The following is a 20,572-nucleotide window of genomic DNA, read 5'->3' as shown; positions in this document are numbered from 1 at the left end:
TCATGGCGATATAAAAGCGTATATCGAAAAAATATATAATGATATAAAAAAGATATAGAAGGAGAATATGAATTGGGAAATATCAAGGATGTAAAGGCTTACAGAATAGTTGAGGAGAAGGATCTCCCGGAGGTACATGGCAAGGGCTATGTGCTGGAGCATATAAAGACAAAGGCAAGGGTTCTCATCATTGAGAATGACGATGTGAACAAGGTGTTCAATATAGGCTTTAGAACACCTCCATATGACGATTCAGGAATACCTCACATAATCGAGCATTCAGTGCTCTGTGGTTCAAAGAAGTATCCGGTCAAGGATCCATTTGTCGAGCTGGCAAAGGGCTCACTGAACACCTTCTTGAATGCCATGACATATTCGGACAAGACGGTATACCCTATAGCGAGCTTCAATCAGAAGGATTTCGAGAATATCATGAGTGTGTATCTGGATGCTGTGTTCTATCCGGATATTTATATACATGATGAGATCATGAAGCAGGAGGGCTGGCATTATGAGCTTGACTCTGTGGATGGAGATCTGAAGTATAACGGAGTTGTGTACAATGAGATGAAGGGCGTGTATTCAAGTCCTGAGTCTATCATGTACAGGGGTATAGAGTCATCGCTCATGCCGGACACTCCATATGGCAATGATTCAGGTGGTAATCCAGAGTTTATACCTACACTTACCCTTGAGAGATTCAGGGACTTCCACAGGACGTATTATCATCCATCGAACAGTTATATCTATCTGTACGGCGACTGTGATATGGCAAAGGAGCTGGAGTTTATAGATGAGGAGTATCTGTCACATTACGATTACAAGGAGATTGATTCAGCGATACCTCTTCAGAAGCCATTTGACGAGATGAAGGACATCACCATGGATTACTCCATAGCTGACACTGATCCTGAGGAGAACAATTCCATACTCACATACAGCAAGATAACAGGACTCAGCACCGAGAAGAAGAAGGTTACAGCCCTTGAAATACTTGAGTACGTACTCATGGATGCGCCGGGTGCGGTTTTGAAGAAAGCACTGACTGATGCGGGAATAGGTGAGGAGGTCTACAGCTCATTTGACAATGGCTGTCAGCAGACCACATTCTCCATCATAGCAAGAGGCGCTGATAATAATGACAAGGACAGATTTATAAAGGTTATAGATGACACATTTGAAGAGCTCAGCCATGGTGTAGATAAAGCAGCTATTGAGGCAGCAATCAACAAGTTTGAGTTCAAGCACAAGGAGGCCAACTTTGGAAGGTTTCCTAAGGGACTCATGTACGGACTGGATGCGTTCAACAGTTGGCTGTATGACGACACCAAAGCACTCATGTTCTTCGAGATGAATGATGTGTACAAGGAGCTGAGAGAGGATCTTCAGAACGGATACTTTGAGCAGCTTATAAAGGAATGTTTTATAGATAATACATTTGGTCTGTATCTCACTATGAATCCAAAGAAAGGCCTTGATCAGGAGAATGAGAAGAAGATCGCTGATGAGCTTGCTGCATACAAGGCTACGCTCAGCCATGAGGAGCTTGAGAAGATCGTGGAGGATACAAAGGCGCTCAAGGAGTATCAGGCGACTCCTTCATCCGCAGAGGATCTTGCCAAGGTTCCGCTTCTGGCGATAGATGACATTGACAAAGAGGCAGAGAAGCTCAAGAATGTTGAGTCTGAGATCGGCGGACTTCCGGTTGTAAGCCACGATATATTTACAAATGGTATAGGATACCTGAGATTCTATTTCAACATCAACGATATAGATAATGACCTTGTGCCATACCTTGCTACACTGACATGTTTGTTCAAATATATTGATACAGAGAAGCACACCTATGGACAGCTCTCAAATGAGATAGACAGCAATATCGGCGGAATAGAGTTTGACATGGTTGGATATGCCAGCGACACTGATATCAAGAAGTTTTTCTATGTATCAATGAAGGCGCTCTATGAGAAGCTTCCGTATGCTGTAGAGCTCATGAAGGAGATACTGTTCTCGTCTAAGATTGATGACAGGAAGAGACTGAAGGAGCTCCTGACGGAGGAGAAGTCGAGCATGAAGAATGGCATGGCTGCTTCCGGCCATGTGACCGCATACACAAGAGCCATGTCATATATAGATGAGGGGGCAAGATTCACGGATGAGACATGTGGAATTGCTTATTATGAATTCCTGTGCGACATAGTGGATCACTTCGACGAGAAGTATGACGACTTCATTGAGAAGCTTCAGTATGCTCTTGCAGAGGTTCTCAGAAAGGGTGCGCTTACGGTTTCATATACAGGAGATGAGGATGTGACAGATCTGCTTGAGGAATCATTTGCCGACTTTGGCATGGCACTCTCCACAAGACCTGCACATAAGGATGTGAAAGTATTTGAGAAGGAGCTTAAGAATGAGGGCTTCAAGACTGCAAGCCAGGTTCAGTATGTTGCTATAGCGGGTAATTTTGAGGATGCCGGTTACAAGTACGACAGCTCACTGAGCGTTCTCAAGATCATATTCTCATATGGTTATCTGTGGGAGAATGTCCGTGTGAAGGGCGGCGCATATGGTGCCATGTGCTCATTCCTAAGGAATGGAACATGTTATATGAGTTCATACAGGGATCCAAACCTCATGGAGACATATGACATATTCAAGAATGCGTATAAGTTCGTGGAGAACTTTGAGTGCTCAGACAGGGATATGACAAAGTATATCATTGGAACCATGGCTCAGATAGATGCACCTACAACACCTGTAGCAGAGGGCATAAGCCACATGGCGAGATACTTTATGGGTGTTACAGATGAGCAGATTCAGAGCGAGCGAGACAAGATCCTCTCCACAGACAGAGATGCCATCAGAGCTCTTGCTCCACTCGTAAAGGCTGTTACAGATTCAGGAATCATCTGTGCCATCGGCGGTGAGAGCAGGATAGAGGAGAATAAGGACAACTTCAAGGATGTACTTGCAATTTTCTAGGTATAGCCGACAGTCGATATAATGAGCGCAAGTGAGTGGGCGTGCTTGCATGACTTGCGAGCGGCGAATTAGGGTCATGACATAGTAAAGCTAGATGCGTATGCGTAGGTTAGCTTTCGCATGCAGGATGAAGGAGATATATGAATAAAGAATACAAATCAGGCTTCGTGTCCATCATAGGCAGACCAAACGTTGGAAAGTCGACACTTATGAACAGACTGATAGGACAGAAGATAGCGATAACAAGCAACAAGGCACAGACCACGAGAAACAGGATACAGACTGTGTACACAAGTGATAAGGGACAGATCATTTTCCTGGATACACCGGGAATCAACAGGGCGAAGAACAAGCTTGGAGAGTACATGCTCAAGGTTGCCGAGAGTACACTGGATGAGGTCGATGTGGTTCTCTGGATAGTTGAGGCCACAACATTTATCGGTGCGGGAGAGCGTTACATTATAGAGCAGCTCCAGCATGTGAAGACTCCGATCATTGTGGTTGTGAACAAGATAGATAATGTGGAGGAGAGCAAGGTATTTGAGGCGATAAATACCTACAAGGATGCCTGTGATTTTGCGGAGATAGTTCCTGTGTCAGCCCTCAAGGGCAAGAATACGGATGAGCTTATAGATACCATCATGAAGTATCTTCCGTACGGACCGCAGTATTACGATGAGGATACGATCACTGACCAGCCGGAGAGACAGATCGTTGCCGAACTCATCAGAGAGCAGGCACTTCGTCAGCTTGACAAGGAGGTTCCTCACGGAATTGCGGTGGTCATTGACTCCATGAAGGAGAGACCAGATGGCGGACTGATCGATATTGATGCCACTATCATATGTGAGAGGGATTCTCACAAGGGAATCATCATAGGAAAGCAGGGCGTCATGCTGAAGAAGATCGGTACTCATGCGAGATATGGAATAGAGAGACTTCTCGACACCAAGGTCAATCTGAAGCTTTGGGTAAAGGTCAAGAAGGACTGGAGAGATACAGATACATTGCTAAGGAACTTTGGGTTTAGAGACGAGTAGTATGTGCAAACAGGATCGGTGAATGTGCAGTCGCTGCGGGCAGTGCACAGTTTGCCGATCTTGTCATGTTAAATTTGTTATGGAGGTGGATATACAATTGAGAGAAGAAGTAACATTGCATGGAATTGTACTGTCCAGCAGCCTCCAGAGCGAATATGACAGGAGAATGGTGGTCCTCACCAAAGAACGGGGCAGGATCACAGTATTTGCAACAGGTGTGAGGAGAGGAACGAATCCGCTCCAGTCCAAGACACAGATGTTTGTCATGGGAAGTTTTACATTGATCCCGGGGCGGGATTCATACAGGCTTGTGAATATAGATGTTGACGAATATTTTCACAAGCTCACCATGGACATAGACGCGTATTGCTATGCATCGTACTTCTGTGAGGTCATGAGATTCATGACCCATGAGGGTGACAGGGCAGCAGATTACCTCAATCTTCTGTATGTGAGTCTTAAGGCTCTGGAGAAGGGGCAGATGCCGGCAAAGCTCATCAGGTGCGTGTACGAGATAAAGCTTATGGATGTGTTCGGACAGGGAATACAGAGCTTCCACTGTCCGGTATGTGGCAAGGCTGAGGTGTCAAATGTATTCGATGCAGCATCGGGTGGACTGCTCTGCGATGGATGCAAAGGCCGGGCAAAACATCCGCTTCATCTATCGGATGACGCAGTATACACGATACAATACATAAATGGTGCATCGCTTGGCAAGATGTACAACTTCAATGTGTCAGATCCTGTACTGGTGGAGATACAGCTAGTGTCGAAGCAGTTCATGGATATGTATGTGGACAGGAAGTTCAAATCGGTGGAGATCATAGACTCATTGCCGTGACATAATGTAATTATAGGAAAAGAAGAGAATCACATCACAACAAGTAAGATTCTCTTCTTTTTGTTAATAGCCGGCCTGAAGATGTCAATATTAAAGAGTGTGTATTATTTTGGAAAATGTATCCATAGCACCGGGAAGCTTTTCGTACGGTATAGCACTGAAACCAAACAGGAGCTGGTTCTCAGGACAGAGATTCTTTCTTATCCAGAATGGTTCTGTGGAGAAGATTCGTATGCCTTTCTGCTCAAAAGCTGATATGAGCTCTGTCTGGGTAAGCTTTGAGTTCTTAACCTCTGCCACAAAGTGGAGACCGGCTCCGGCACCATACATGATCACATCATCTTCAAGATTCTGTTTCACATAATTCAATATATAATCATGCTTCTTTTTATAGTGATTCTTCATGGCGCCTATGTGGCGCTGATAATTACCACTCTGTATAAATTCAATAAGTGCAAGCTGCAGAACGGTTGGAACAGTGCAGTTGGTGTGTGAATATCTGGATTCATATGCCTTCATCAGATCTGCAGGAAGCACCATATATGATATTCGAAGATCTGGTGACATGGATTTGGAAAATGTACCGAGATATATAGTGTGATCACTGTTATCGATGGACTGCAGGGATGGGATCGGTCTGCTCTGGTATCTGAGTTCGCTGTCGTAATCATCCTCGATGATATAACTTCCAGATTGAGCCGCCCACTCTATGAGCTCCAGTCTCTTACTTATCGGTAGTATGCTTCCCATCGGAAACTGGTGGGATGGCGTTACATACAGCAGAGTGTCCCTGAGACGCTGGATGTGTTCTATGGACACACCGTCGTCCTCAAGCTGTATTGGAATGATCCTGAAAGGACTCTGGCTGACGATCTCCCATGTTCCGTTGTAGCCAGGGTCCTCTATGGCAAATGAATAGTCTGACGGACTGAATATATGGGTGATTATGTCTATGGATCTCTGGTGTCCGCTTGTGAGGATGATCTGCTCAGGAGTGCAGTTGACACCCCTGGACATGTACAGATATTCGGTGATAAGACTGCGGAGGGTGTAGCTTCCCTGCGACATCTGGTAGGAGGCGGTATCGGCCATGGATATCATGTCCCAGGCGTTCATAAGGCATTTGCGCCAGGCCCTGGAGTGATAGCAGTTATAGTCCAGATTGCCGTAGCTTAATGTGTAGTCAAATGTCTTTCCAGCCTGCCTGCAAGAATGTTGTATATTGTGGCTTTGTCTTGTTTTTCTGTCCGGGGTAAATGCAGTGATGTTCTCAACGTAGTAGCCGGAGCCTGTCACGGAGCGTATATATCCTTCAAGTTCAAGCTGGTTGTAAGCAGATACTACTGTGTTGCGGCTCAGCTTATGTTCGGCGGCGAGCTGCCTTGTTGCAGGGAGCTTTTCACCTGCAGCATAGTGCTCATTAAGTATCTCGGATTTCATTTGTTCATATAATTGTTCATATAGAGACTTGTTAGAAGTTTTGTCTATTGAAATCATTCTGGTGTTCCTTTCTGGTGCAAATTGGTTCTATAAAAATACTTAAAATTGGAACTTTAGAAAGAACCAATCTGATGCTATTATACAAGAGTCATAACGAGTAAGCAATAAGAAGAAAGTCATCAGGGGATGTCTGACGGCACAAATTATAGTAGCTTTCTATAAATAATATTACAAAATATGCCGTGAACCTTGCAAAAATATTTGAATGAGTATAAAATAAGGCGGATAGAGCGAAAAAAATGCAAATTCGAATATGATTTGGAGGATTACGATGGAAAAGACATTAGACAAGATCGTTGCATTGGCAAAGAGCAGAGGATTTGTTTATCCAGGTTCAGAGATTTACGGTGGTCTCGCAAATACATGGGACTATGGTAATCTCGGAGTTGAACTCAAGAACAACGTAAAGAAAGCATGGTGGAAGAAATTCATCCAGGAGAACCCTTACAATGTAGGAGTTGACTGTGCTATCCTTATGAACCCACAGACATGGGTTGCTTCAGGCCACCTTGGAGGATTTGCTGATCCTCTTATGGATTGCAAAGAGTGTCATGAGAGATTCCGTGCAGATAAACTTATAGAGGACTTTATGGCTGAAAACGGAGTTGTTCCAGAGGGCGCAGTAGACGGATGGAGCAACGAGCAGATGGAAGAGTACGTTGAGAAGAACAATATCTGCTGTCCAACATGTGGTAAGCACAACTTCACAGGCATCAGACAGTTCAACCTTATGTTCAAGACATTCCAGGGTGTAACTGAGGATGCCAAGAACACTGTATACCTGAGACCGGAGACTGCACAGGGTATATTTGTCAACTTCAAGAATGTACAGAGAACTTCAAGAAAGAAGGTTCCATTTGGAATTGGCCAGATAGGAAAGTCATTCAGAAATGAGATAACACCTGGTAACTTCACATTCAGAACAAGAGAGTTCGAGCAGATGGAGCTTGAGTTCTTCTGCAAGCCGGGTACAGATATGGAGTGGTTTGAGTACTGGAGAAGCTTCTGTATCAACTGGCTCAAGGATCTCGGAATCAAGGATGATGAGATGAGAGCCCGTGACCATTCACCTGAGGAGCTTTGTTTCTACTCCAAGGGAACAACAGATATCGAGTATTTATTCCCATTTGGATGGGGTGAGCTCTGGGGAATCGCTGACAGAACAGATTACGATCTGACACAGCACCAGAATACATCAGGAGAGTCCATGGAGTACTTCGATGACGAGACAAAGGAGAAGTACATTCCATATGTAATCGAGCCATCACTTGGTGCTGACCGTGTTACACTGGCATTCCTGTGTGCTGCATATGACGAGGAGAACATCGGAACAGAGGAGAAGCCAGACATCCGTACAGTCCTTCATTTCCACCCACAGCTTGCACCGGTTAAGATCGGTGTGCTTCCACTTTCCAAGAAGCTCAACGAGGGTGCAGAGAAGATTTATGCAGAGCTTTCAAAGTACTATAACTGTGAGTTCGATGACAGAGGCAACATAGGTAAGAGATATAGAAGACAGGATGAGATAGGAACACCGTTCTGTGTAACATATGATTTCGATTCTGTTGAGGATGGAGCAGTCACAGTTCGTGACAGAGATACCATGGAGCAGGAGAGAGTCAAGATTGAAGATCTGAAGGCTTACTTTGAGAAGAAATTTGAATATTAATTGATGGTGTGACCGGAGATAATACGGGACACTGAATTACAGGAGGCATTAAGATGCATAGTAAAGAGTTATTTTCAGAATACGAGGCAAATGTAAGATCGTACAGTAGAAGTTTCCCAGAGATATTTACAAAGGCCAAGGGAGCCAAGATGTATGACGAGAATGGTAAGGAGTATATAGACTTCTTCGCAGGAGCAGGCGCGCTGAACTATGGTCATAACAATGATTATATAAAGGAGAAGGTTATCGATTACATCCAGAGCGATGGAATCATGCATTCTCTTGACATGATGACAGCACCAAAGGCTGAATTCATCGAGTTCTTCGAGAAAAAGGTCCTTGAGCCTAGAGGACTTGATTACAAGATCATGTTCGCAGGTCCTACAGGAACAAATGCAGTTGAGTCACTCTTAAAGCTTGCACGTAAGGTCAAGAAGAGAGAGATGATCTGGGCGTACATGGGATGCTTCCATGGTATGACACTCGGTTCAATATCACTTACAAGTGATGCTGCAAGCCGTGCAGGAGCAGGTGTTGGACTTGACAACGTATATCACATTCCAGCCCCATACATGTTCCCAGAGCTTGATACGATCAAGTTTATGCAGACACTTCTTGATGACGATCACTCAGGTGTTGAGAAGCCTGCAGCAATCTTTATCGAGACAGTACAGGCAGATGGTGGTGTAAATGTATTCTCAGTAGAGTACCTCAAGGCACTCCGTGAGTTCTGTGATAAGAACGATATCCTTATGGTTGTTGATGACGTACAGGTAGGCTGTGCAAGAACAGGTACATTCTTCTCATTTGAGAGAGCAGGAATCAAGCCTGATATGTTCTCACTTTCAAAGTCAATCGGCGGATACCCATTCCCTATGGGACTTGCAATGTTCAAGCCGGAGTATGATCTCTGGAAGCCGGGTGAGCATTCAGGTACATTCCGTGGAATCCAGCTCTCAATGGTAGCTGCAAAGGCAGGACTTGAGTTCATGCTTGACAACAACATCGAGGCAGAGACAAGACGTAAGGGCGAGATAGTTAGAGAGTATCTTGAGAAGAATATAGACGGCGATCCAAATGTAATTGCAACACGTGGTATCGGACTCCTCTGGGGCGTAGAGGTTAAGGACGATGCAACAGCAGGTGCCATCACAGCAAGAGCTTTCAAGAAGGGTCTTGTAATAGAGAGAGCTGGCCGTGACAACGCGGTCATCAAGATCATGCCACCACTTATCATCTCAGATGAGGATCTTATTGCTGGTCTTGATATTCTTAAGGAAGCTATTGACGGCGAGTAAGTTGTAATAAAATGTGCATTGTGACAGCCGCACTTGTGCAGGACTGGTATAATGTGAATATCCACATGGAGCCTGCAGGCGACATGATATAAAGTAAAGCATAGGCTGCGGAGATTTCCGCAGCCTATGTTTTTTACGGGATGAATAGGGCTGTGCGGGCAGTTTGCCAATTTGGAAATTTTTGAATACTGGTCAGCGAAGATCAGTTGCCAGTCTGTTTCAGGTCGGCACACAAATGTTGCTGTAATTAAGCGTAATATAATGGAATATACATATAATTCAACTATATGTAAAAATGGACTGGTTTATACACAAAATATAGAAAAAAGAGTTTGCTAATGTTGACATATATGTTATAATCAGTCTAGCGCGTGTGGAGACTTCACGGGGACTTCACACCATGAAATATAAAGTTTACGTAGGAGGTAACAAACAAATGGCAAACAAGTGGGTTTATATGTTTAGCGAAGGCGACATGACCATGCGTAATCTTCTCGGTGGTAAGGGTGCAAACCTTGCAGAGATGACAGCAATTGGTCTTCCAGTTCCACAGGGTTTCACAATTACAACAGAGGCTTGTACTCAGTACTATGAGGATGGCCGTAAGATCAATGACGAGATCATGGCTCAGGCTATGGATGGCGTTAAGAAGATGGAGGAGATCAACGGCAAGAAGTTCGGAGATCTTGAGAATCCATTACTTGTATCAGTTCGTTCAGGTGCAAGAGCATCTATGCCAGGTATGATGGATACAATCCTTAACCTTGGTCTTAACGATGACGTTGTTGCTGCTATGATAGCACACAACCCAGATCCAGCATTCGAGCGTTTCGTATACGATTCATACAGACGTTTCATCCAGATGTTCTCAGACGTTGTTATGGAAGTTGGTAAGAAGTACTTCGAGCAGCTCATCGACAAGATGAAGGAAGAGAAGGGTGTTAAGTTCGATGTAGAGCTTACAGCACAGGATCTCAAGACACTTGCTGAGCAGTTCAAGGCAGAGTACAAGAACCAGTTAGGAACAGATTTCCCTTCAGACCCAGTTGAGCAGTTAAAGTTAGCTATCGAGGCTGTATTCCGTTCATGGGATAACCCACGTGCGAACGTATACAGAAGAGACAACGATATCCCTTATTCATGGGGTACAGCAGTTAACGTAATGCCTATGGTATTCGGTAACCTGAACAATGAGTCTGGTACAGGTGTTGCATTTACTCGTGACCCTGCAACAGGTGAGAAGAAGCTTATGGGTGAGTTCCTTATCAACGCACAGGGCGAGGACGTTGTTGCTGGTGTTCGTACACCAATGCCAATCGCTCAGATGGAGCAGGAGTTCCCAGATGCTTACGCAGAGTTCATCAAGGTTTGTGAGACTCTTGAGAATCACTACCATGATATGCAGGATATGGAGTTCACAGTTGAGAACAAGAAGCTTTACATGCTTCAGTGTAGAAATGGTAAGAGAACAGCTCAGGCAGCTCTTCAGATCGCTTGTGACCTTGTTGATGAGGGACATAAGACAGAGGAAGAGGCAGTTGCAATGATCGATCCTCGTAACCTTGATACACTTCTTCACCCACAGTTTGATGCAGCAGCTCTTAAGGCAGCTACACCAATGGGCAAGGGACTTGGCGCTTCACCAGGTGCTGCTTGTGGTAAGGTTGTATTCACAGCTGACGATGCTGAGGCATGGGCAGCTAGAGGCGAGAAGGTAGTTCTTGTACGTCTTGAGACATCACCAGAGGATATCACAGGTATGAAGTCAGCACAGGGTATTCTTACAGTTCGTGGTGGTATGACATCACACGCTGCAGTTGTTGCCCGTGGTATGGGTACATGCTGTGTATCAGGTTGTGGCGATATCGTTATGGACGAGGAGAACAAGAAGTTCACACTCGCTGGCAAGGAATTCCATGAGGGAGATTACATCTCAATCGATGGTACAACAGGTAACATTTACGATGGAGTTATCAAGACAGTTGATGCTCAGATCGCAGGAACATTCGGCCGTGTTATGGCATGGGCTGATAAGTATAGAACACTTAAGGTTAGAACAAATGCAGATACACCAGCAGATGCTAAGAAGGCACGTGAGCTTGGTGCAGAGGGTATCGGTCTTTGCCGTACAGAGCATATGTTCTTTGATCCAGAGAGAATCGCAGCATTCCGTGAGATGATCTGCTCTGATACAGTAGAAGAGAGAGAGGAAGCTCTTAATAAGATCCTTCCATATCAGCAGGGAGACTTCAAGGCTCTTTATGAGGCACTTGAGGGTAACCCAGTTACTATCAGATTCCTGGATCCACCTCTTCATGAGTTCGTTCCAACAGAGGAGGCTGACATTGAGAAGCTTGCTGCTGCTAAGAACAAGAGCGTTGAGGAGATTAAGGCACTTTGCAACTCACTCCATGAGTTCAACCCTATGATGGGTCACAGAGGATGCCGTCTTGCTGTAACATATCCAGAGATCGCTAAGATGCAGACAAAGGCTGTTATCCGTGCAGCAATCGAGGTTCAGAAGGAGCATCCAGATTGGACAGTTGAGCCAGAGATCATGATCCCACTTGTATGTGAGGTTAAGGAGCTTAAGTACGTTAAGAAGGTAGTTGTTGAGACAGCTGACGCTGAGATCGCTGCTGCTGGCGTAGATCTTAAGTATGAGGTTGGTACAATGATCGAGATCCCAAGAGCAGCTCTTACAGCTGATGAGATCGCTAAGGAAGCTGACTTCTTCTGCTTCGGTACAAACGACCTTACACAGATGACATTCGGATTCTCAAGAGATGATGCTGGTAAGTTCTTAAATGCTTACTATGATGCTAAGATCTTCGAGAACGATCCATTTGCTAAGCTTGATCAGACAGGTGTTGGTAAGCTCATGGATATGGCAGTTAAGCTTGGTAAGCCAGTTAATCCAAAGCTTCACATCGGTATCTGTGGTGAGCACGGTGGAGATCCTTCATCAGTTGAGTTCTGCCACAAGATTGGTCTTGATTATGTATCATGTTCACCATTCAGAGTACCTATTGCTAGACTTGCTGCTGCTCAGGCTGCAATCGCTAACAAGTAGGATTCGGACGAACAGAACTTGTAAGTAATTAGCTTAATAAAGACAATATGAGTCCCTGTAATTGCCATGAGGTGGTTACAGGGACTTTTTTGTAAGAAAATATGCATATCAAAAAGGAGAAATCAATAGCCGATACTTGATTATATTAAGTTCTGATGATATTGTGGTCTATGGAAATTAAACATAGGAAGAATATATAATGAATGAAAGAGATGTAGAAATTAGTAAAAGAGAAGCTAAGAAGAAGGAACGTAGGTCGAGAAAGGACAAGCTTGCCATAGAGAAGAGAATACTTCGTCTGTCTTTTATGGGAAGTGTCTTCTTCATACTTGCGGAGGGCGTGATGGCATGGTATACCCATTCACATTCGCTTTGGACGGACTGCCTGTTCGACTCCGCAGATCTGGTCATGATAGGACCATTTATGGTGCTTGTTCCGCTTCTGTATAAACCGGTGACAGAGAAACATCCATATGGCTATGCCCAGGTGGAATCGCTTTTTCTTCTTGTGAAGTACAGTGTTTTGCTTGCACTCACATGTAATCTCATGGTTGAGAATATAAAGCTGTTGTTTCATGGTGGACATGAGGTAGATGCGGGGAGCATAGCGGTATTTGAATTTCTTGTATGTGTATGCTGTGCGGTTATGTATGTGATACTTGGCCATTACAGTAAGAAATATGAGTCTACAACTATCAAAGCGGAGCTGTATATGTGGAAGCTTGACGTAATAAGCAGTATGGGAGTTGCTATAGCATTTGCGGTACAGACTGCTCTTTTGCATACAAGTCTGCGTTTTATGACCCCTTATATTGATCCGGCTGTAGCGGTGGTTATGGCACTTCTTCTCATAAAAGAGCCGGTGTGCGAGATATTTCAGAGTATCAAGAATCTTATTCTTTTTGCTCCGGAGGAAGAGACGCTTAGTCAGATACGAGCCATAGTGGATCAGCATATGAAGGATTACCCATATGAGGTCACTTTTCTGGATGTCATCCAGACCGGGCGGAAGCTGTGGGTTGAGGTATATATAGGAAATCAGACGGATGTGATACATATAAGTATCATTCATAAGGTGAGGGACGAGATAAAACAGGAGCTAAGGGATAAGTATGATCAGGTGTATATAGAGGTCATACCAGATTGATAATAAAGCTGTAATACAAAATACAAATGATCAAGGGGAAGTAAGGATATGTTACATTATGAAGTTTTTGAAAGCTCATGCGATACCGATAGATATATAGTTCTGCTTCATGGATTTGGAGGGAACAACAGGGTATGGAAGAATCAAATTCCCTTGCTTCAAAAGAAGTTTAATGTTCTGGCGATAACTCTGCCAAGTCATGGAGACAGTGAACTGAAATTGTCCAAGATGGGAAGTACGCTGGATGTTGTCGTGGGTGAGATAACGCAGGTGCTTGATGCGAGGGGGATACAGCGAGCTGTTTTTATGGGCGTATCACTTGGAACTATATTTATCAAATATATGGAGATGAGATGCGGAAGTTACATAGATAAAGCAATACTTGTGGGTGCGCTTGGCACGGTTGGAAAACCACTCAGGCGTGCTGTCAATGTCTTTGCTAAGATAGGTGACAAACTTCCATTTCCTGTCGTCTACAGAATAATGGCAAAACTCTTTATGCCATGGAAGGTCAGCAAGACAAGCAGGAAGGTATTCTGCAAATGTGCCAAGGCATTAAACAGTCTGGAATTTAAGGCGTATATGAATATTTTTATTGAGCACTTTTCACTTTGTGACGAGTTCGTGAGCAGATTACACGAGGAGAATGTATATATTTCCGGGCGTGGTGATCTGTGTTTTATAAATGGAATCGTGGAGGAAGCTGATCTGACAGATGCGGAGCTGATAATAATAGAGCATTGCGGTCACGTGTGCAACATAGATCAGAGCAGACAATTCAATGATATTATTTCTGAATTGCTTGACATTGAATGAATTAAAAGTGGAATATGATACGACAAGGATATACTATCTTAAAATGCTGATAAATAAGGATAAGGAGACTGTGATATGGCAACGATGGACACGTATACGGGGAACAAAATAGATCCGATGAATATGACAGCTTCAGACATATCAATACAGGATATAGCGCATGCGTTAAGCCTCACGTGCCGCGGTGGAGGGCATGTGTCCTATTTCTTTTCTGTGGCACAGCACTCCATCAACTGTATGAATGAGGCGAAGGCAAGGGGATGGTCAGAGCGGTTACAGCTTGCCTGTCTGTTGCACGATGCCAGCGAGGCGTATATATCAGACATAATCAGACCGGTAAAAGCGCATTTGTCCAATTATCTTGAGATAGAGAGTTCGATCATGAACGTTATACTTGAGCGATTTGGACTTGCTGATCTGAGCGAAGAAGAAAATGCTATGTGGAAACAGATAGATGATGAGATGATGAATTTCGAACTTAAGAATCTGATGAAAGGCGAGGAGTACAGGAATACGGACAACCTTAGTTCAGTCCCTGCTGTGGCCGAAAGACCATGGCGAGAAGTGGAAGGTGAATTTGAGGCTGAATGTAAGAAACTTGCAGAGAAAATGCCAGATCAGACCGGCAAGTAGTCGATAGTGAATAGTTATTTTTAATTACAAAAATGTATGATAATACCTCCCAGGCGGATGATGGAAATATAACAATCTGCCCGGGAGGTATTTGTTTTGACAATTATGATCAGATGTTGTCAAAGTATCCGACATAGTCGACCTTGTATGTCCCATTTGGGAAAAGGTATTCATACAGATCTATGAAATAGTCATCGGTCATGCTGGCGATGAAGTCGAATATACGGAGACACATTTTGTATCAACTGAAATTAATTATCGAAAAACGATAATAATTATTGACAAACGATAATCATATGGTACTATACAAGTAAGATAATTATCGAAAAACAATAATTTACTTGGCGATTGGAGGCTTTTATGGTTAATGGTGTTTTAAATGCATTTGCATACATAGCAAAGTGGCTCAGGGAGATGTCTCTTGCGGGCGGAGCACAGAATGTCCTTGCAATATGTATGTTCTGTCTGATAGGCTGTGTGCCACTTGCTGGATTCATCGTGCTCTGTATAAGAAATAGAAAAATTGATGCTGACTACCTGTTGCTGGGACTTTCAGCAGTGCTTTTCATAGGAATATATATGATGATAAATCCAGGGTATGTCATAGATGGAAATGCTCTGGTAACTTCAGATATGCTGAATCTTGCAATAAGCTCAGTGATATGGTCGGTGCTGGCATGTTATGCTGTGCTCAGGATCGTGGAGAGTATAGACAAGGCGGATAGCACTCAGATAGTAGAAATCATCAAGAAGATAATATGTGTGATAGTGGTATTCACAGCTTTTGTGATTGTCTGTGTGTCACTGCCGGGGCTTGTCAGAACAAATCGGACAAATGCCGGTGCTATGCCTGGTGATGCCGGATGGGCAGTGATCCTGTTTATTTTCCAGCTTGTAAATGCTGCTCTTGTCATATGGGTTCTGATCAGGGGATACAGGCTTTGCAACAGCATAATAGAAAATGAGTATTCGGATGAAACAATCCATATGGCAGAGAGACTTTCAAAGACGAGCAAGAGTGCGATATCAGTCATGGTGATTCTTGAACTCTCGAAGAATGTGCTTCAGCTTTTTATCATGATGACTCTTTCAAATGCAGATTTCAAGATATCACTTCCATTATATGAGCTGATAATACTCGTCGTTGTGTATATGGGTGTCAGAAACCTTGCTAAGACAAAAGCGATAAAAGAAGAAAATGATTCATATATATAGAATTTGAGGTGACGTGCAGGTATGGCGATCAAAGTAACTCTGGACAGGGTTTTAAAAGAGAATAATATGACATCGAAGGAACTTTGCAAACTAGTGGGGATAACAGAGGCAAATCTGTCGGTTCTCAGAAGCGGGAAAGCAAAGGGTGTGCGGTTTACCACGATCAACAAGATATGCTATTACCTGCACTGCGATGTTGGAGACATATTGACATTTGATGGTGAACTTATAGAAGAAGACTAAGGAGGCGGGAGCTGTGATGAAAGTTAGCAGGGGTAAGAAAACAGACAGGAAATCAGGTGAGACACATAGAGTGATACGAAAGAGCAATCTGGCTGCTGTGGGTATTATTGGAATGCTTGGAATATGTATGCTCTCAGGCTGCTCGCTTGCGGATAAGGAAATGATTGAAACTGATGAGAGAGATTTACTGGTTGGAGTGTTTGTAACAACAGAAAGGCTTGGGACAGTTACCGATGTTCCGTGCGAAATCGATATTGATGCAGGTACACTTAAGATAACAGATGAAGACATTGATGTTGACGGATGTTATATGATCTATGCCAGATCAGGCGAGGGGGAAGATATGTACGAGACTCTGGTATCTGATGGTATAAGTGTTGGTATCAGCAATGTTGGGTATAATGAGAATGCAGATGGAAGTGTCACCAGAAGCCGGACAGTGAACGGATGCGTGTACTATGATCTGGACAATAAGGATAGCTATGCAGACTCAGATGGTGATGTGGAAATAATTCTCAATAAGGTATATGAGAAAACAGATGGAACATATTATATAACGAGTGGCAGCTCAATGGGGTGTGCGGCCACGGATCAGACTGCAGAGAACGGATCAGGTGCAATGGATGTAAAAGAGTCGTATAAGACGACTTCGTTCTCGGGTAGTGAAAGTTCGTCAAGTGATGAAAACGAAATGGTCATACATGTGGAATGGAAGTTTGAACGAGCAGGAGAAAAGTATACATTTACAGCTATGTCTGAGGATAACAAAGAGCTGGACGCCAAAACCTATGATGTTGGGGATATACCAGATACAATAAAGTTTGACTGTGACTGGCAGTATGTGATCGTGTCCTATGCGGATGTGACTGGTAAGATGCACAGTTCATTCGTGGATAAAGAAGATTCAGTGTATGAATATAGTGTGAGCACTGGCAAATTCTTCCTGGATACAGGCGTAGTTGAGATAGAATAACAGGTGAATATTAATTTAAGATTAAACCACAGGGATATGGTAAATTGGTTCCCTGTGGTTTAAAATTATGACTAGAGAAAATGAATGAAATTGAAAAACGAGAACATTTAGCGTGGGCATATTATCATAATTTCATGTATGACAGTGAGAATTAAGGAGGATTACAGATGGATCGCAAAGAGATGAACAAAATTATATTTCAGAATACAGAGTATATGTGCAAGACGGATGCTGCATTGTCAGATGCTACAAAGAAATCGGTGTCAGGGCAGCGATTTATTGCAGAAAGTGAGAAGATTCCGGGACTTAATCTTAATATTTATAAGAAACAGACCAGGATTGTGGTATCCAGAAAGAGAACATATGAGGCAGCAGCATATTATAAGGGACAGCATGTTGCTGTGCATAACTTTGCATCGGCGGTAAATCCGGGTGGCGGAGTTGTATATGGAGCGAGTGCACAGGAGGAATGTCTCTGCAGATGTTCTAATCTGTATTTCTGTTTGAACACTCCTGATATGTGGGGAATGTTCTATACTCCTCACAGAGCGGCAAAAGATCCTATACACAATGATGACATTATATATACACCTGGTATAGTGGTGTTTAAGACGGATACAGATCTGCCGGAACTCATGGAGCGAAAGGATTGGTATAAAGTGGATGTGATCACATGTGCTGCGCCGAATCTACGGGAAATTCCAGGAAATATATATAACTGCGAGAATGGTGCAAGCGCAGCGGGAGTAAGCAATTATGACCTTCAGATTATTCATGAGAAAAGACTCAGAAGGATACTTGACAGCGCCGTTATGAACCATGCGGACACAGTGATACTCGGGGCATTTGGCTGTGGTGCATTCCGCAACGATCCTCATGCGGTGGCATCGGCTGCTGCAAATGTTCTAAGTGATTATATACACGCATTTGAGAATATCGAGTTTGCTGTGTACTGCAGACCAAATGATGATTTCAATTACAGGGTGTTTAACAGCGTATTAAGTTCATTGTAAATGAAATTTGTGCCTATGGTGCATACCATCATGCCATGAGGGCGGCGGTGTAGATATAAGAGGATGAGCAGGAAATGACAAGAGTCTTGATTACAGGATTAGTGTCAATGAGAAAATAGTGAAAGATTATTAAAAGAATTATACAAATTTTAGAAATAATTAATTGAATAAATCCTCCTTGTGATATAAGGTTAGAATAATATATATGATAATGGCGTTTTTGTATTGTGTCAGACATATATATCCTAAAAAATATCACAAGGAGGATTTTTATATGAAGGAAATAAAACAGCCAAAAAAGCCGCTGATATTTTATTATCTGATCGTGCTCGCAGTAATCATGCTTCTTAATATTATAGTTGTTCCCTGGTTTACTGAGAGAAGTATAGAGGATGTGGATTACGGTACATTCATATCCATGACAGAGGACAAGAAGATCGACGAGGTAGATATTGAGACCCAGTCAAATGTCATCTATTTCACAGGCAAGGATGACAAGAAGGTGTACAAGACAGCTATGGTGAGTGATGAGAACTTAACCGAGAGACTTTACAAGTCGGGTGCCAAGTTCTCAGGTCAGGAGATCAAGCAGACATCGCCGATACTCAGATTTATACTCAGTTGGATCATACCGATACTTATATTTACATTATTTGGAAGAATGCTTGCCAATCAGATGATGAAGCATGCCGGGGGCGGCAAGAATTCCATGATGTTCGGAATGGGCAAGAGTAATGCGAAGATATATGTTAATTCCACAGAGGGAATAAAGTTTACAGATGTCGCCGGAGAGGATGAGGCAAAGGAGAATCTGGCTGAGATAGTTGAGTATCTTCACAATCCTGGAAAGTACAAGGAGATCGGCGCTTCCATGCCGAAGGGTATTCTTCTTGTGGGTCCTCCGGGAACAGGTAAGACCATGCTTGCCAAGGCTGTAGCCGGAGAGGCGAATGTACCTTTCTTCTCAATGTCCGGTTCAGAGTTCGTTGAGATGTTCGTAGGTATGGGTGCTTCAAAGGTAAGGGATTTGTTCCAGCAGGCAAAGGAAAAGGCTCCATGTATAGTGTTTATCGATGAGATAGATGCCATAGGTAAGAAGAGAGATGGACAGATAGGCGGCAATGATGAGCGAGAGCAGACACTTAACCAGCTCCTCACCGAGATGGATGGATTCGAAGGCAACAATGGTGTCATCATCCTTGCAGCAACCAACAGACCGGATTCACTTGATCCTGCACTGCTCAGACCGGGAAGATTTGACAGACGAGTACCTGTAGAACTTCCTGATCTCAAGGGACGTGAGGATATACTTAAGGTTCACGCCAAGAAGGTCAAGATAGGAGACAATGTAGACTTCAATAAGATAGCCAGAATGGCATCCGGAGCATCCGGCGCCGAGCTTGCAAATATAGTAAATGAGGCAGCGCTCAGGGCTGTCAGAGCCGGCAGAGGTTTCGTGACACAGGCCGATATGGAAGAGAGCATAGAGGTCGTAATAGCAGGTTATCAGAGAAAGAATGCGATACTTACAGACAAGGAGAAGCTTGTTGTGTCATACCATGAGATCGGACATGCGCTTGTAGCTGCCAAGCAGACTGATTCAGCGCCTGTCCAGAAGATAACCATAGTTCCGAGAACTTCAGGAGCACTTGGTTACACCATGCAGGTCGATGAGGGCAACCATTACCTTATGACCAAGGAAGAGATTGAGAATAAGATAGCGACACTCACAGGCGGAAGAGCTGCGGAGGAGATAGTATTTGGATCTGTCACAACCGGAGCATCCAACGACATAGAACAGGCAACAAAGCTTGCAAGAGCTATGATAACCAAATACGGAATGAGCAAAGAGTTTGATATGGTAGCCATGGAGGTAGAGACCAACAAATACCTTGGCGGTGATTCATCACTTTCGTGCTCGGCAGAGACGCAGACACTCATAGACAAGAAGGTTGTGGAGCTTATAAGAAAGCAGCATGAGAAGGCGGCAACCATTATCCTCGAGAACAGAGCGAAGCTTGATGAGCTTTCCAATTATCTGTATCAGAAGGAGACGATTACTGGCGAGGAATTTATGGAGATACTTAATTCGTGACATACGATACGTTGTGTTTGGATAAAAACAAAAT

The 20,572-nt window shown here is 43.6% G+C and carries 15 protein-coding genes; 14 read left to right on the top strand and 1 reads right to left on the bottom strand.

Features of this window, described 5'->3' with window-relative positions; translation table 11 throughout:
* The first annotated feature begins 72 nt into the window (after positions 1 to 72).
* From DXB91_RS01000 to recO, 3 genes are all read left to right on the top strand, one after another.
* The gene (locus DXB91_RS01000) at positions 73 to 2,982 is read left to right on the top strand and encodes an insulinase family protein (protein ID WP_118016617.1); all 2,910 of its coding nucleotides are present in this window, start codon (positions 73 to 75) and stop codon (positions 2,980 to 2,982) included.
* A 140-nt stretch (positions 2,983 to 3,122) separates the two neighbouring features.
* On the top strand, positions 3,123 to 4,022 hold the full coding sequence (era, locus tag DXB91_RS00995) for a GTPase Era (RefSeq protein ID WP_015534137.1): 900 nt from the start codon (positions 3,123 to 3,125) through the stop codon (positions 4,020 to 4,022).
* 97 nt (positions 4,023 to 4,119) lie between these two features.
* On the top strand, positions 4,120 to 4,863 hold the full coding sequence (recO, locus tag DXB91_RS00990; RefSeq protein WP_118016616.1) for a DNA repair protein RecO: 744 nt from the start codon (positions 4,120 to 4,122) through the stop codon (positions 4,861 to 4,863).
* A 90-nt stretch (positions 4,864 to 4,953) separates the two neighbouring features.
* Here the strand turns inward: recO and pdxR are convergent, their stop codons facing one another.
* Positions 4,954 to 6,360, bottom strand: a complete 1,407-nt coding sequence (gene pdxR / locus DXB91_RS00985; RefSeq protein ID WP_118016615.1) for a MocR-like pyridoxine biosynthesis transcription factor PdxR — start codon at positions 6,358 to 6,360, stop codon at positions 4,954 to 4,956.
* Between the two features lie 274 nt (positions 6,361 to 6,634).
* Here pdxR and DXB91_RS00980 point away from each other — a divergent pair, with 274 nt between their 5' ends.
* The 11 genes from DXB91_RS00980 to ftsH all read left to right on the top strand — a co-directional run bounded on the left by DXB91_RS00980 (position 6,635) and on the right by ftsH (position 20,538).
* Complete coding sequence (locus DXB91_RS00980) at positions 6,635 to 8,032, top strand: glycine--tRNA ligase (RefSeq protein WP_118016614.1); 1,398 nt, start codon at positions 6,635 to 6,637, stop codon at positions 8,030 to 8,032.
* 53 nt (positions 8,033 to 8,085) lie between these two features.
* The gene (locus DXB91_RS00975; RefSeq protein WP_117548834.1) at positions 8,086 to 9,330 is read left to right on the top strand and encodes an aspartate aminotransferase family protein; all 1,245 of its coding nucleotides are present in this window, start codon (positions 8,086 to 8,088) and stop codon (positions 9,328 to 9,330) included.
* 436 nt (positions 9,331 to 9,766) lie between these two features.
* Positions 9,767 to 12,403: a pyruvate, phosphate dikinase gene (gene ppdK / locus DXB91_RS00970; RefSeq protein WP_044998404.1), complete on the top strand. Its 2,637-nt coding sequence runs from the start codon at positions 9,767 to 9,769 to the stop codon at positions 12,401 to 12,403.
* Between the two features lie 199 nt (positions 12,404 to 12,602).
* Positions 12,603 to 13,550, top strand: coding sequence for a cation diffusion facilitator family transporter (locus DXB91_RS00965; protein ID WP_118016613.1), 948 nt, complete (start codon positions 12,603 to 12,605; stop codon positions 13,548 to 13,550).
* 48 nt (positions 13,551 to 13,598) lie between these two features.
* Complete coding sequence (locus DXB91_RS00960) at positions 13,599 to 14,366, top strand: alpha/beta fold hydrolase (RefSeq protein WP_118016612.1); 768 nt, start codon at positions 13,599 to 13,601, stop codon at positions 14,364 to 14,366.
* A gap of 75 nt (positions 14,367 to 14,441) precedes the next feature.
* Entirely contained in the window at positions 14,442 to 14,999 is a 558-nt protein-coding gene (locus DXB91_RS00955) for an HD domain-containing protein (protein WP_118016611.1), read from the top strand.
* Between the two features lie 360 nt (positions 15,000 to 15,359).
* A complete protein-coding gene (locus DXB91_RS00950; protein ID WP_118016610.1) occupies positions 15,360 to 16,214 on the top strand; it encodes a hypothetical protein in 855 nt (284 codons plus the stop codon).
* Between the two features lie 21 nt (positions 16,215 to 16,235).
* Entirely contained in the window at positions 16,236 to 16,457 is a 222-nt protein-coding gene (locus DXB91_RS00945; protein ID WP_055222763.1) for a helix-turn-helix domain-containing protein, read from the top strand.
* A 16-nt stretch (positions 16,458 to 16,473) separates the two neighbouring features.
* Entirely contained in the window at positions 16,474 to 17,430 is a 957-nt protein-coding gene (locus DXB91_RS00940; protein WP_118016609.1) for a hypothetical protein, read from the top strand.
* A 167-nt stretch (positions 17,431 to 17,597) separates the two neighbouring features.
* Positions 17,598 to 18,443 carry a TIGR02452 family protein gene (locus tag DXB91_RS00935; RefSeq protein ID WP_118016608.1) on the top strand — a complete coding sequence of 282 codons (846 nt, stop codon included), beginning with the start codon at positions 17,598 to 17,600 and terminating at the stop codon, positions 18,441 to 18,443.
* Positions 18,444 to 18,717: 274 nt separating this feature from the next.
* A complete protein-coding gene (ftsH, locus tag DXB91_RS00930) occupies positions 18,718 to 20,538 on the top strand; it encodes an ATP-dependent zinc metalloprotease FtsH (RefSeq protein WP_118016607.1) in 1,821 nt (606 codons plus the stop codon).
* The last annotated feature ends 34 nt before the right edge of the window (positions 20,539 to 20,572 follow it).

It is taken from the genome of Coprococcus sp. OM06-34AC, from assembly GCF_003462545.1.
GTDB lineage: Bacteria > Bacillota > Clostridia > Lachnospirales > Lachnospiraceae > Coprococcus > Coprococcus aceti.
Note: the sequence above shows the minus strand (reverse complement) of the source record. Positions and strands in the feature narration are given on the sequence as shown.